Origin of the sequence: Mycoplana azooxidifex (assembly GCF_014196765.1) — a bacterium.
Taxonomy (GTDB): domain Bacteria; phylum Pseudomonadota; class Alphaproteobacteria; order Rhizobiales; family Rhizobiaceae; genus Mycoplana; species Mycoplana azooxidifex.
In genome coordinates this window covers 16,838-30,693 of sequence record NZ_JACIEE010000004.1, presented here as the reverse complement: position 1 = coordinate 30,693, position 13,856 = coordinate 16,838, and the positions used below count along the sequence as shown (strand labels likewise).

Sequence of the window (13,856 nt, the reverse complement as noted above, 5' to 3'; positions counted from 1 at the left end):
GTCCTTGCGAAATGCTAGTGCAATGCAGCGAGGAGGCTGCGTTGCACCATGCTTGCAGAACGCACGACATACGAGGCGCTCTACAGCGACTTTCGCTGGGAGATACCCGAACGGTTCAATATCGGCACTGCGGTGGCCGACCGGTGGGCCGAGCGCGATCCTGATCGCATCTGTCTCCAGCATTTCTGTCCGGACGGCAATCACCTGAGCCTGACCTACGGCGCCCTTGCCGAACGCTCATCCGCCTTCGCCGGCGGACTTGCGGCAAGCGGCGTGCGCCCAGGAGATCGGGTTGCGATCCTCCTGCCGCAGGGCTTCGAGACGGTGATCGCCCATTTAGCGCTCTACAAGCTTGGCGCGATCGCGCTGCCGCTGGCGCTTCTGTTCGGTGCGGAGGCGCTGGAGTTCCGCCTGCGGGATGCCGGCGTCAGGGCTGTCGTCACCAACGCCTTCGGCCTCAAACGGCTGGCCGAGATTCGGGGTCGGCTCGAGGAACTCTCGCTGGTGGTCCTCGTCGACGGCGACGGTACGGAGGGCACCGTCTCTCTCGAGGCTCTGGAGGCTTTGGGCAAAGGGGCCTTTACGCCGATAGACAGCAGCCCGGACGATCCGGCGCTGATGATCTACACCTCCGGCACCACCGGGCCGCCGAAGGGGGCGCTCCATGGGCACCGTGTCCTTCTCGGCCACGTGCCCGGCTTCCAGATGCACCACGAGTTCCTGCCGCAGCCCGGCGACCGGATCTGGACGCCGGCGGACTGGGCGTGGGCGGGCGGCCTGCTGAACGCGCTACTGCCGGCACTCTTTCTCGGCGTTCCCGTCGTTTCTTCGCCGGGGCAGAAATTCGATCCGCACATGGCCTACCGGATCATGGCGGAGATGGACGTTCGCAACGCCTTCATCCCGCCGACCGCGCTGCGGCTGATGAAGAGCGTGGAGGAACCGCTGAAGCACTACCGGCTCAACCTGCGGACCATCGGCACGGCTGGCGAATCGCTCGGGCGGGAAACCTGGGAATGGGTGCGACGCACGCTCGGCATCACGATCAACGAGTTCTACGGCCAGACGGAATGCAACATCGTCATCGGCTCGATCGGCCGTCTCGGCGTGTCGCGCCCCGGGCCGATCGGCAAGGCCGTGCCCGGTCACACCGTTGCCATCATCGACGCTGAAGGGCGTACGCTTCCACCTGGCAGCGCCGGCCAGATCGCCGTCCGCCGTCCGGATCCCGTGATGTTCCTCGGCTACTGGAACAACGAGGCGGCGACGGAAAGGAAGTTCATCGGCGACTGGATGACGACCGGCGATCTCGGCCGGATGGACGAGGAGGGCTACATCACCTTCATCGGCCGGGACGACGACGTCATCACGTCGTCCGGGTATCGCATCGGTCCGAGCGAGGTGGAGGATTGCTTGGCCGGCCATCCGGCCGTGCAGCTTGCCGCCGTCGTCGGCAAGCCGGATCCGGTGCGCACCGAGATCGTCAAGGCCTATGTGATGCTGCGGCAGGGATTTTCGGCGAGCGAGGCGCTTGCCGCCGAGATCGGCGCCTGGGTCAAGATGCGGCTGTCGATGCACGAATATCCGCGGGAGGTCGCCTTCGTGGACAGCCTGCCGCTGACGACGTCCGGCAAGGTCATCCGCCGCTTCCTGCGCGAGCGTGCTGTGGCGGAAGCGCTGTCGGCGGACCCGGCCGGCGCCTGAGGTGTCTAAGGCACCTGAGGCCTGCCGCGCTCCTTACCGCTTGGCGAGTGCGCGGATCTTGTCCCGCAGCATGCGGGCCACGTTGCGGGTGTTGCGGTAGAGGTGCAGCTGTGCGGCGACCTGGCGGACGTCGCGGTCGCCGTTCTGCTGCAGGCCGATGACGAGCGTTCCCATCTCCTCGCGTTCCTCCCAGAAACGGCTCATCACCGGATGGTCCGGCACGGCGCAGCTGTCGGAGCGGACGATGTTGGCGTCGTCGAGATGCCATTCCGTCAGCTGCGCCAACAGCAGCTTGCCGGGCGAGAAGCGGGCGAAGGCCTCGTCATAGGCGGTCTTCCAGGTGTAGGCCTCGCCACCGGCAAGGAAGACGATCATCGAGGCGATCGCCTTGCCGTCGAAGTCGAGCGTGTGGATGCGCACGCTGTCGGTCTCGGCGAGGTTGGTGATGGCCTCCCGAGCGAAGGCGGCGCGGTAACGATCGTTGATCATCGCGGTACGGCCCCGTCCTTTCCAGCCGGCCGCCTCCAGCAGCAGGAACTGCTCCATCCTGAGGCGAATTTCCGAGGGTTGGCGGGCAACGTGGTAGGAGGGCTCACCCGTCTCCTCGAGCTTGCGCCACTGGCGCTGCAGTTCGCGGAAGTGCTGCGCCGAGATCGCCTGCTTCAGGTAGGTCGGCCCGTCCTGCAGGCTTTCGAGCATCGGCCGCTCATAGGTGTTTGCAATCGTCAGCGGAAGGTTGCGACCGATGGCGACGGCGCGTGCCAGCGCTGCGAAGGCGCCGTTGAGCCGCAGGTCGGGCAGCACGAGGATCGGCGGCAGGCCGTTTCCGGGCCGCGCCAGCGCTTCGAGGAGGTTGTCGATGGTTTCGGCCGCGTCTTCGGTATCGACGAGCGGGGTGCCCAGCGGCCCGAACGGGTTCGACCAGCCGCGGATGATCGCCGTGCCCATGGAGAAGCCGGGCCGTTCGACCGAGAACGGCATCAGGAAGCGAATGCGGCTGCGCCGCTCATCCTCGTCGCGGATCAGGGAAAGACGGACGGTGCGGTCCTCGAGCCGGGGCATGGCGGGCGCAAGGAAGCGGCCGGTGAAGAAAACGTTCGGCTCCAGCGCCCGGTTGGCGAGGTAGTCGAGTTCCTGCTGCAGCTCGTAGCCGGCCATCGCCGGATAGAGCGACAGCGACCGACCGGGCCGGCCGACGGCGATGCGATGCTCGGCCGGCGGCGTCTGCGCGGACAGATGGGACGCGCCCTGCGCTGCCCCAATATCCTCGCTGCCGGATCCGGAGATGAAGGTCATGTCAGTCTGCCTTGTCATGGCGTGTCACGGCGCTGGTCGGCGCGGCAAACGCAAAGATGGTGATGCCCAGCATGCGGCGGACGGCGGTAAAGAGCAGGGCGGCCTCCAGGGCCATGGCGCCGGCCGTGGCGATAGCGGCGCCGTCGATGCCAAACGGCGGGATGAGGGCGATGTTGAGGCCGATGTTGGCGGCGAGCGCGACCGCATAAAGCCACATGCACAGTTTCTGCTGGCCAGCCATGGTCAAGAGCACCTCACCGGGGCCGACGGCGGCCTTGGCAAGGATACCGACCAGCAGGATCACCATGACGCCGTAGCCGGCGGTGAAGGCCGGGCCGAACAGGGACAGCAGGAAATCGCCCACCAGCAGCACCGCGAGGCCAACGGCCAGCGACGGCCAGAAGCTCCAGCGAACGGTTTCGCCGGCGAAATGCGCCAGCCCGATGCGATCGCCCTGTCCATAGAGAGCGGAAAAACGCGGCGCGGCCGCCGCCTTGACGGAGAAGAGGACGAAGTGGACGAGCGCCATGGTCTTGGCGGCGGCGTAGTAGATCGCGACGCTCTCCGGATCGAGGACCAGGCCGACCACGATGACGTCCGAATTGGTCAGCAGGAAGCCGAACCCCTCGATCAGGAAGATCGGCAGAGCCACCCGGATCCAGGTGCCGAATTCGAGGCGGCGCGGCCCTTTCAGATAGGCGCGGCGAAGCCGGCGGCCGACATTGAAGAACTGTACGACCGACGTGAGGTAGGTGGCCGCCAGTGCTGCGGCCATGGCGGTGACCGCCGTATGCGGAGCGCCGAGGAGAAAGACCGCGACGAGGAAGAGGAGGATGAGCAGCGGACGAACGAGGTAGGTGGGGCTCAGCGCCACGACGGCCCAGCTGTGAGCGCGCGCCGTGCCTTCCAGGACGTCTCCCAAGGCAATCATCGGCAGGCAGAAGATGCCGAGATAGATGGGCACCACGTAGAAGCTCTCCAGGTGCGCAGAGAACAGCCACAGGCCCAGGAGGCCGATGAGCGCGAGCAGACTGGAGGACACGATCGAGAACGTGTGGGCCGTCGCGGTCAGGCCGCGGATCTCGGCATGGGCGCCGTGGGCGCTGTATTGCGGCAGGAAGCGCACGACGGTGGAATGGAAGCCAAGGCAGGAGAGATTGCCGAAGATGACGACCAGGACCCAGACGAAGACGAAGATGCCGTATTCGAACTCGCCCATCATGCGGGCCATGATGATCTGGGAGACGAACGCGATGGCAGCGCTGGCAACGCGGATGACGAAGGCGATCAGCGCCATGCGCCGGGCGAGGTTGCGCGGGTCGTCGCCGACAAGGATCTCGCCGAGACGGCGCGTCAACGGGGCCACCTTGCGGCGCAGACCGTTTGGCAGCAGTTTTTCTGCCGACTGAATCACCGCCATGAACACAGCTACCCGAACATTCACGCAATACACACGCGGCAGTCTTGACAGATCAGGGTTAACAAAGCGTGGGCGGGACCTGCCGGGACTGGTGGGTGCCAGGTCGAAAAATCTGGCCCGAGAAGACCCGGCCGGCTATGAAAACGAGGATGCCGCCCGAAGGCGGCATCGTTTTCCAATCGCGAAGATCGTCCGGCAGGGATCAGGCCTGCTCGAAAACACCGTGGCAGTGCTTGTACTTCTTGCCCGAACCGCAGGGGCAGGGCTCGTTGCGGGCGACCTTGCCCCAGGTGGCGGGGTCCTGCGGATCGCGGTTCTCCGGGTCGACGCCGGTTGCCATGAAGCCGCCTTCGCCGAAATCGTCCTCGCCGGTCGTGCCGTCGATGTGATGGCCTTCCATGACGGGCAGGGCGGGGGCCGGAGCTTCGGCCGCTTCGCGGACGAGTTCGACACGCATCAATTGCGCCGTCACGGTCTGGCGGAGATTTGCCAGGAGTGCCTGGAACAGTTCGAAGGCCTCGCCCTTGTATTCCTGCAGGGGGTCGCGCTGGGCATAGCCGCGGAAACCGATGACGGAGCGCAGGTGGTCGAGGTTGACGATATGCTCGCGCCAGAGATGGTCGATGGTCTGCAGCACGACCGATTTCTCGACATAGGCCATGATCTGCGGACCGAAGCGCTCGGCGCGCTCGGCAGCGGCCTGGTCGGCGGCAACCTTGACGCGTTCGAGGATATCGGCTTCGTCGATGCCCTCCTCGGCGGCCCACTGCTCGATCGGCAGATCGAGATTGAGCTGCTCGGCGACGCCGGTCTGAAGACCGGCAACGTTCCATTGCTCGGCATAGGCGTTTTCCGGGATGTGCAGCTTCACGAGGTTTTCGGTCACCTCGTGGCGCATGTCCTCGACGATCTCGGTGATGCTCTCGGCATCCATCAGTTCGAGCCGCTGCTCGAAGATGACCTTGCGCTGGTCGTTCAGCACGTCGTCGTACTTGAGCAGGTTCTTGCGGATGTCGAAGTTGCGCGCCTCGACCTTCTTCTGCGCCCGCTCCAGCGCCTTGTTGATCCAGGGATGGACAATCGCCTCGCCTTCCTTGAGGCCCAGCTTCTGCAGCATGCCGTCCATGCGGTCGGAGCCGAAGATGCGCATCAGGTCGTCCTGGAGCGACAGGTAGAACTTGGAACGGCCGGGGTCGCCCTGGCGGCCGGAACGGCCACGCAACTGGTTGTCGATGCGCCGGCTTTCGTGGCGTTCGGTCGCAAGCACGAAGAGGCCGCCGGCGGCGAGCGCCTGATCCTTCAGTTGCTTCACTTCCGCGGTGATCGCCTGCTTCCTGGCCTCGCGTTCGGGGCCCTCCTCCATGTCGGCGAGCTCGCGCTCCAGCCGCATGTCGAGGTTGCCGCCGAGCTGGATGTCGGTGCCGCGGCCGGCCATGTTGGTGGCGATGGTGACGGCGCCGGGCACGCCGGCCTGGCTGACGATGTAGGCTTCCTGCTCGTGGTAGCGGGCGTTGAGGACCTGGAAGTTCTTCAGCCCCGACATCTTCAGCCGTTCGGCCAGAAGCTCGGACTTCTCGATCGAGGTGGTGCCGACCAGGATCGGCTGGCCGCGCTTCTGCGCGTCCTTGATCTCCTCGATGATCGCCTTGTACTTCTCCTCGACGCTCCGATAGACCTCGTCGTCCTCGTCCCTGCGCTGGATCGGAAGGTTGGTCGGAACCTCGACCACTTCGAGGCCGTAGATGTTGCCGAATTCCTCGGCTTCCGTCGAAGCCGTGCCGGTCATGCCGCCGAGCTTCTGGTACATGCGGAAGTAGTTCTGGAAGGTGATCGAGGCGAGCGTCTGGTTCTCGGGCTGGATCTGCACCTTTTCCTTGGCTTCCAGTGCCTGGTGCTGGCCTTCCGAATAGCGGCGGCCGGGCATCATGCGGCCGGTGAATTCGTCGATGATGACGATCTCGTCGTTGCGGACGATGTAGTCCTTATCGCGGGCGAACAGCTTGTGGGCCTTCAGCGCGTTGTTGATGTGATGGACGATCGCGACGTTCTCGACGTCATAGAGCGACTCGCCTTTCAGCAATCCGGCCTCGCGCAGCAGGTTTTCCAGCTTTTCGGTGCCGACTTCGGAGAAATTCGCCGAACGCTGCTTCTCGTCGATCTCGTAGTCTTCCTCCGACAGCATCGGAATGAAGGCGTCGATGGTGATATAGAGGTCGGAGCGGTCGTCGAGCGGGCCGGAAATGATCAGCGGCGTGCGCGCCTCGTCGACCAGGATCGAGTCGACCTCGTCGACGATCGCGAAGAAGTGGCCGCGCTGGACCATCTGGCCGCGGTCATACTTCATGTTGTCGCGCAGATAGTCGAAACCGAGCTCGTTGTTGGTGGCGTAGGTGATGTCGGAGGCGTAGGCCGCGCGGCGCTGATCGTCGTCGAGACCATGGACGATGACGCCGGTCGACATGCCGAGGAAGCTGTAGACCTTGCCCATCGTGACGGCGTCGCGGCTGGCCAGGTAGTCGTTGACGGTGACCACGTGGACGCCCTTGCCGGCAAGGGCGTTCAGGTAGACCGGCAGCGTGGCTACCAGCGTCTTGCCTTCGCCGGTCTTCATCTCCGAGATCGACTTCTCGTGCAGGATCATGCCGCCGATCAGCTGGACGTCGAAGGGGCGAAGCCCGAGCGTGCGGACCGCTGCCTCGCGCGCAACGGCGAAGGCGGGCACGAGCAGGTCGTCCAGCGTCTTTCCTTCGGCGAGCTGCTTGCGGAACTCCACCGTCTTTGCGGCCAGCTGCTCGTCGGAAAGCGCCTTTGTCTCGGCTTCGAGGGCATTGATGGCGTCGACCTTGTCCTTGTAGGAGCGGACACGGCGCTCGTTTGACGAGCCGAACAGTTTGCGGGCGAGACCGCCGAGGCTGACCATCAGGATGGTCCTTTCTTCTCTGTCGCCGACGTCTCGGGGCGCCAACGATGATGCGTGCAAAGCCGTGAAACGCCCGGAAACGTTCTGGACGCGGGATTGCGTGACAGATAAGAGGGGGGTCGAATGATGTCAACGGCGCAATCGGTTACACAACGGCCACATTCCAGTGCTGTTCAACCGGGGGAGAGCCGGTTTCGCATCGAAGTTGGCCGACTGTGAAAGGTTTATGAGAATGTTCAAGTATAACAAGCTCGCCGCGGTGGCGCTTATCGCCATCACGGCTGCCCATGGCGCCTTCGCGCAGGACGCCTCCGATCCGGTCGTGGCCAAGGTCGGCAGTGCGGAAGTCCGTCAGTCCGAAATCGATCTGGCGATTGCAGGCCTCGATCCGCAGCTTGCAAACCTGCCGCCGGAGCAGAAGCAGGTTGCCGCCCTTTCGGCCATCATCGACGTCAAGCTGCTCGCCGCCGATGCCAGCAAAGAGGGGCTGGAGAACGATGCGACCTTCAAGCAGCGCGTGGCCTTCCTGACCGAGCGCGAGTTGCACAATGCCTACTTCAAGAAGCACGTGGTCGATGCGATCACGCCGGAAGAGGTGAAGGCGCGCTATGAAAAGGAAATCGCGGCCATTGAGCCGCAGGAGGAAGTCCGGGCCCGCCACATCCTGGTGAAGACCGAGCAGGAGGCGAAAGACGTGATCGCCGCGCTCGACGGCGGCAAGGACTTTGCCGAGCTCGCCAAGGAGAAGTCGACCGACGCCGCATCCGAAGGCGGCGACCTTGGCTACTTCAGCAAGGGGCGCATGGTACCGGAATTCGAAACGGTAGCCTTCGCGCTGGAGAAGGGCGCCTACACCAAGGAGCCGGTAAAGAGCCAGTTCGGCTATCACGTGATCCTCGTGGAGGACAAGCGCACGCAGGCGCCGCCCCCGATCGAGCAGGTCGAGCCGCAGGTGCGCCAGCTGATCATGCGCGACAAGTACGTTGCCCTGCTGGACGCCGCGAAGGGCGCGGCCACGGTCGAGATCGAGGATCCGGCGCTGAAGACCGCCTATGACCAGATCAACAATCCCCAGCAGGTTTCGCCCGATCAGCCCGCTGCGCCCGACCAGCCTGTTGCACCTGAACAGCCGGCGCAACCGCAGCAGTAAGTCTTGACCAGGGCCCGCCCTCGTGGCGGGCCGTCTCCATTTGCAGGAAATGCCATGTCCGGTCCCGTCTCGCCGCTTGCCCCGAAGTCCTTTGTCGACATGCCGCCGGTGCGCGGCGTGCGGATGGCGACCGCTGCGGCCGGCATCAAGTACAAGGGCCGCACCGATGTGCTGATGATGGTCTTCGACGCGCCGGCGACGGTCGCAGGCGTGTTCACGCGGTCGAAATGCCCCTCGGCGCCGGTCGATTTCTGCCGGGACAACCTTGGCGGCGGCAAGGCCCGGGCCGTGGTCGTCAATTCGGGCAATGCGAATGCGTTCACCGGCAAGAAGGGCCGTGAATCGACAGCGATGACGGCAGTTGCCGCCGCCAAGGCCGCCGGATGCAGCGAGGGCGAGGTGTTCCTCGCCTCGACCGGCGTGATCGGCGAGCCGCTGGACGCCACCAAGTTCTCCGGCGTGCTCGACGGGCTCGCCACTTCCGCCAACGAGGACTTCTGGCTCGAGGCGGCCAAGGCGATCATGACCACGGACACCTATCCGAAGGTCGCGACACGGACGGCCCGCATCGGCGACGTCGAGGTGCGGATCAACGGCATGGCCAAGGGTGCGGGCATGATCGCGCCGGACATGGCGACGATGCTTTCCTTCGTCGTCACAGATGCCGACATTCCGGCCACGACCCTGCAGGCGCTTCTTTCCGAAGGCGTCGAGCCGACCTTCAATGCCGTGACCGTCGACAGCGACACCTCCACGTCCGACACGCTCCTGCTGTTTGCCACGGGAGCCGCCGCGGCGGATGGCCAGAAGCCGGTTTCCAGCCCGTCCGATCCTGCGCTTGCAGCCTTCAGGACGGCGCTTAACAACCTCCTGAAGGATCTGGCGCTGCAGGTCGTTCGCGACGGCGAGGGCGCGCGCAAGATGGTGGCGATCACCGTGGAAGGCGCCGAAAACGACGGCGCCGCCAAGAAGATCGCGCTGTCGGTTGCCAATTCGCCGCTCGTCAAGACGGCGGTCGCCGGCGAGGACGCCAACTGGGGCCGCGTGGTGATGGCTGTCGGCAAGTCCGGCGAAATGGCAGACCGCGACCGCCTGGCGATCTGGTTCGGCGATGTCCGCGTTGCAGTCGACGGTGAGCGCGATCCGGGCTACTCGGAAGAGGCCGCCTCCGCCGTGATGAAGGAAGAGGACATCGCCATTCGCGTCGAGATCGGGCTCGGATCCGGCAAGGCGACCGTATGGACGTGCGACCTCACCAAGGCGTATGTCGAGATCAATGGCGACTATCGCAGCTGATGGCCGGGACCATGTCTGTCGTGACCGATCCTGCCAGCCGCACTTTCAGGGAGCAAAACGCCATGGCTGACCTGGCAAGCGTCCGCCGGCTGGAAGCCGTCGGCTTCCGGGCGTGGCCGGCCGCGTCGACCCAGTATGACGGCAGCTGGCTGATCCGGCTGAATGCCGGCCATCCTTCCAAGCGGCTGAATTCCGTCAATCCGCTCGATCCCTCGGACGTGCGCGATCTCGCCGTCCGCATCGAGAAGGCGGCCAAGCGCTTTTCCGACTATGGTCGGCCGCTGCTGGTGCGGCAGACGCCGCTGACCCCGCCTCCGCTCGTCGAGATGATGGACCAGGCGGGCTGGCGGCATGCCGGGGAGACGGCGGTGATGCTGGTCGACCTGGCGGAGCCGGTGGCTCCGGAAAGCGCGGACGGCGTGGAGCATGTGCCGAGCCGCGATGTCGGCCGCTTCGTCGATGCGCGCATCCGCGTCTCCGGTGACGATCCCGCGCTGAAGCCGGGGCTGACGGAAGTCGTCAGCGCCATCAGCCCGGAGGCGGGGCTGTTCATCTTCGAGAAGCCGGAATTCGGGCCCACCGCCGTCACGCTCGCCGTGCACGACAACGACCTCGCTGGCATCCTGCAGCTTGCCGTGGCGCCGGAAATGCGCGGCCGCGGCATCGCTACCTCGATCCTGAACTCGGCCATGCGCTGGGCGCGCCTTCGCGGCGCCAAACGCGCCTGGGTGCAGGCCGAAATCGAAAACGAGGGGGCTGTGCACCTCTATCGCAAGGCGGGCTTCCGCGAGGTCTATCGCTACGTCTACCGCGGGCCGGTGGCGCCATGACCGGGCAGGCCCCCCGCCGGATCCTGCTCGTCGCCGCCTGTGCGCTGATCGATGCCGACGGGCGGGTGCTGCTGGCGCAGCGGCCGGAGGGCAAGACGCTCGCCGGGCTCTGGGAGTTTCCCGGCGGCAAGGTGGAGCCGGGCGAGACGCCTGAGGAAACGCTGATCCGCGAGCTGGACGAGGAGCTCGGCATCACTACCAAGGTGGCCTGCCTGGCGCCGTTGACCTTTGCCAGCCACACCTATGAGGACTTTCACCTGCTGATGCCGCTCTATGTCTGCCGCCGGTACGAGGGAACCGCGCACGGCCGCGAGGGGCAGGCGCTGAAATGGGTCAAGCCGAAGATGCTTCGGGACTATCCGATGCCACCGGCCGACGAGCCGCTGATCCCCTACCTGATGGATCTGCTCTAAAAAACTGCCCGTTTTCCCGTATCGGGCCATTCATTAATCGATCATTCATCTCCATCGTTCAGGATGAAGCCCTGCCGTCGTGCTCTGGCGCTTCCGTCGCGCGTGGACGCAACGGCACCGTGAGCGGGTGCCATGCGGAAAGACGCAGGCAGCGACAAAGACGCCCATCGAGAGATTGCGAAAATGCGGGACGACGAATTCTGGCAGGCAGTTCAGGACAAGGAACTGACGACGGTAACCGGCAATGGCCGGATCGGCGTCCTCAACCTTGCGCTTCTGTTCGGCACGGCCGCGATCGCGCTTGCGCTCGTGCTGGCGCCGGTCCTGTCGTCCAGGACGAACACGCGCATCATGGCCCAGACGCCAGGCGAATTCGACATGATGTCGACCGGCTCGGTGCCCAGGCGCGGCGAAGGCAAGCGCTACACTGTTCGCCGCAGCGTTCTCCAGGAGATGCCCGGCGCCGTCTGCATCGTCGGCGAGAACGGTACGAACGGCTGCTGAGCCAGTGTCCGAAGCGACTTTCGCCTCGGATCCGGCAAGAGATTGAAGCGAGGTTGTCATGCGTCTGCTCAGAAATTTCCTGCTGGACCGAAGCGGCGCCACCGCCGTCGAGTACTGCCTCATCGCCGTCATGATATCGGTCGCGGTCGTCAGCGGCCTCAGGGCGTTTACGGGCGAGCTGAACAACACCTTCACGATCGTCGGAGACAGCCTCGACCGCCCGTGAGCGGCACCACTCCTCGTTCAATCGATGTGCCGCGGCGGGCGACGTGCGTCAGCCTGTCGTCTTCGCCTTCAGCGCGTCCGCAAGCCGTACTTTCGCCGAACCGGGCTTCAAGGGCTTCTGCTGGCTCTCGTGCGGCGCCCAGCCCGACAGATAGATGATCGAGAAGGTGGCGCGGATCCGGCCGTCGGGGTCGGAGTAACGTTCGGCATAGAGTTCGGCCGCGCGCAGGAAGAAGGCGCGCGTCAGCGGCTTGCGGCTGCGGGCGGAGAGCGGATTGGACATCCCCATCGCGCGCAGATCCTTCATCAGCGGAAAGATCGAATCGTAGCGGACGGTGTATGTCTCCTTGTCGGTGACCGGCAGGGCGAAGCCGGCGCGCTGGAGCAGCGCGCCGATGTCGCGGATGTCGGCAAAGGGAATGACGCGCGGGCTGGCCCCACCCGTCATCTCGATCTCGGTCTGGAGAAGCACGTCGCGCAGTTCCTGCAGCGTGTCGCCGCCGGGGATGGCGGCCAGGAACAGCCCGTCCGGCCTGAGCGCGCGGCGGATCTGCACGAAGACGCCCGGCGTGTCGTTGGTCAGATGCAGCGACAGCGGCGACACGGCGAGATTGATCGAGGCCGGCGCGAGCGGCAACTGCTCCAGCGGCGCCTTGAGGAAGATGTCGCCGGGTGCTGCAAAGCGGGGATCGGTCTCGACCCGCGCCATCCTTCCGATCTTGCCCGTGCGGGCGAGCGCCCTGGAGACCAGGCCGGAATAGCCGTGGATCTCGGCTGCCTCGTCGAACCGGCGCTCGACGACGGCAAGCCGCTCCGACAGCTCTTCGGCGGCGACCTTCAGGAGGAAATCGACCGGCTCCGCCGACGAGCCGATTGCACGCAGTCTGTTCTTTTCAACCAGGGCTTGATCGAAGATCGCTTCCAAGGAACACTTCCCGTCGTTTGGTACGCTTTTCTGCAGGGGTGGACCCGCCGTGCAATGGCGTCATGGAGATGGGGATGTCAACCGCATGACGCAAACAGGTCTTGCCGGGTTTTATGACATCGTGCTGCGAGGCGGCCGCGGTGTGGCGGCGGCTGCGCTCGCATTCGTTTATCCGCCGTGCTGTCCAGGATGCCAGGTTCTGCTCGGGCGGCACGCTGGCATCTGCGCCCACTGCTGGTCGTCGCTGCGTTTCATAGAGCGACCCTATTGCGAGGTGCTCGGCGTTCCCTTCTCGCATGATCTCGGCAGCGGCATCCTGAGCGCGGATGCGATCGCCAACCCTCCGCCCTTTGCCCGGCTGCGCTCTGCGGTCGTGCACGATGGCCTCGCCCGAACGCTGGTGCACAATCTCAAGTACCGCGACCGCACGGACCTGGCGCCGATGATGGCGGGCTGGATGGTCAGGGCGGGAGACGGGTTGCTGGCCGATTGCGATGTGATCGTCCCCGTGCCGCTCCATCGCTACAGGCTGCTCGCCCGCAAGTTCAACCAGGCGTCGGAGCTGGCGCGGGCGATCGCCCGGCAGACCGGGAAGCCGCTCGTTCTCAGTGCACTCAAGCGCACGCGGCGGACGCGGCAGCAGATAGGGCTCGGCGCGAATGCGCGCCGCGACAACGTGAAGGGCGCCTTCTCCGTGACCGGGGAGGGGCGGGTTTCGCTCTTCGGCAAGCGGGTCCTACTCATCGACGACGTCTACACGACGGGAGCCACGGTCGCGGCCGCCACCCGGGCGCTCAAGCGCGGCGGTGCGGCGGAAGTCTGCGTCCTGACCTTTGCAAGGGCACTTGCGGATCATATATGAAAAGGTGAACAACAGCTCAGCGCCTATGGAGATTGCATAGCATGGCTTCTATCGACATCTACACCCGGCAGTTCTGCGGCTATTGCGCCGCGGCCAAGAAGCTCCTGGAAACCAAGGGCGTCGCCTTCAACGAATTCGATGCGACCTATGCGCCCGATCTCCGCCAGGAGATGATCAAGCGGGCCAGCGGCCGCAACACCTTCCCGCAGATCTTCATCGACGGGACGCATGTCGGTGGCTGCGACGACCTGCAAGCGCTGGAGCGCGCCGGGAAACTTGATCCGCTGCTGGCTGCCTGAGGAGCAAGACCG

The 13,856-nt window shown here is 65.3% G+C and carries 13 protein-coding genes; 9 read left to right on the top strand and 4 right to left on the bottom strand.

Annotated elements, in window-relative coordinates:
- The first annotated feature begins 48 nt into the window (after positions 1 to 48).
- Positions 49 to 1,704 (top strand): AMP-binding protein, encoded by a 1,656-nt coding sequence (locus GGQ64_RS09435; protein WP_183802719.1) that lies wholly within the window; start codon positions 49 to 51, stop codon positions 1,702 to 1,704.
- A 33-nt stretch (positions 1,705 to 1,737) separates the two neighbouring features.
- Here the strand turns inward: GGQ64_RS09435 and GGQ64_RS09430 are convergent, their stop codons facing one another.
- The 3 genes from GGQ64_RS09430 to secA form a co-directional block, all read right to left on the bottom strand.
- The gene (locus GGQ64_RS09430) at positions 1,738 to 3,000 is read right to left on the bottom strand and encodes a GNAT family N-acetyltransferase (RefSeq protein WP_183802716.1); all 1,263 of its coding nucleotides are present in this window, start codon (positions 2,998 to 3,000) and stop codon (positions 1,738 to 1,740) included.
- Position 3,001: 1 nt separating this feature from the next.
- Positions 3,002 to 4,420, bottom strand: coding sequence for a lipopolysaccharide biosynthesis protein (locus GGQ64_RS09425; RefSeq protein WP_183802713.1), 1,419 nt, complete (start codon positions 4,418 to 4,420; stop codon positions 3,002 to 3,004).
- Between the two features lie 202 nt (positions 4,421 to 4,622).
- A complete protein-coding gene (gene secA / locus GGQ64_RS09420; protein ID WP_183802709.1) occupies positions 4,623 to 7,340 on the bottom strand; it encodes a preprotein translocase subunit SecA in 2,718 nt (905 codons plus the stop codon).
- 232 nt (positions 7,341 to 7,572) lie between these two features.
- Between secA and GGQ64_RS09415 the strand changes: the two genes are divergently transcribed.
- From GGQ64_RS09415 to GGQ64_RS09390, 6 genes are all read left to right on the top strand, one after another.
- Entirely contained in the window at positions 7,573 to 8,490 is a 918-nt protein-coding gene (locus tag GGQ64_RS09415; protein WP_183804210.1) for a peptidylprolyl isomerase, read from the top strand.
- Positions 8,491 to 8,544: 54 nt separating this feature from the next.
- Entirely contained in the window at positions 8,545 to 9,786 is a 1,242-nt protein-coding gene (gene argJ / locus GGQ64_RS09410; RefSeq protein ID WP_183802706.1) for a bifunctional glutamate N-acetyltransferase/amino-acid acetyltransferase ArgJ, read from the top strand.
- A 62-nt stretch (positions 9,787 to 9,848) separates the two neighbouring features.
- A complete protein-coding gene (locus GGQ64_RS09405) occupies positions 9,849 to 10,616 on the top strand; it encodes a GNAT family N-acetyltransferase (protein WP_183802703.1) in 768 nt (255 codons plus the stop codon).
- A complete protein-coding gene (gene mutT, locus GGQ64_RS09400) occupies positions 10,613 to 11,029 on the top strand; it encodes an 8-oxo-dGTP diphosphatase MutT (RefSeq protein ID WP_183802700.1) in 417 nt (138 codons plus the stop codon). The genes GGQ64_RS09405 and mutT overlap by 4 nt, the downstream gene beginning before the upstream one ends.
- Before the next feature lie 183 nt (positions 11,030 to 11,212).
- Complete coding sequence (locus GGQ64_RS09395; RefSeq protein ID WP_183802697.1) at positions 11,213 to 11,533, top strand: hypothetical protein; 321 nt, start codon at positions 11,213 to 11,215, stop codon at positions 11,531 to 11,533.
- Positions 11,534 to 11,591: 58 nt separating this feature from the next.
- Positions 11,592 to 11,759 (top strand): Flp family type IVb pilin, encoded by a 168-nt coding sequence (locus tag GGQ64_RS09390; RefSeq protein ID WP_183802694.1) that lies wholly within the window; start codon positions 11,592 to 11,594, stop codon positions 11,757 to 11,759.
- Between the two features lie 48 nt (positions 11,760 to 11,807).
- Here GGQ64_RS09390 and GGQ64_RS09385 read toward each other — a convergent pair whose 3' ends face one another.
- On the bottom strand, positions 11,808 to 12,683 hold the full coding sequence (locus GGQ64_RS09385) for a class I SAM-dependent methyltransferase (protein WP_183802691.1): 876 nt from the start codon (positions 12,681 to 12,683) through the stop codon (positions 11,808 to 11,810).
- Between the two features lie 85 nt (positions 12,684 to 12,768).
- Between GGQ64_RS09385 and GGQ64_RS09380 the strand changes: the two genes are divergently transcribed.
- Both GGQ64_RS09380 and grxC read left to right on the top strand, forming a co-directional pair.
- Entirely contained in the window at positions 12,769 to 13,545 is a 777-nt protein-coding gene (locus GGQ64_RS09380; RefSeq protein ID WP_183802688.1) for a ComF family protein, read from the top strand.
- A gap of 41 nt (positions 13,546 to 13,586) precedes the next feature.
- Entirely contained in the window at positions 13,587 to 13,844 is a 258-nt protein-coding gene (gene grxC / locus GGQ64_RS09375) for a glutaredoxin 3 (protein ID WP_183802685.1), read from the top strand.
- Positions 13,845 to 13,856: the final 12 nt, after the last annotated feature.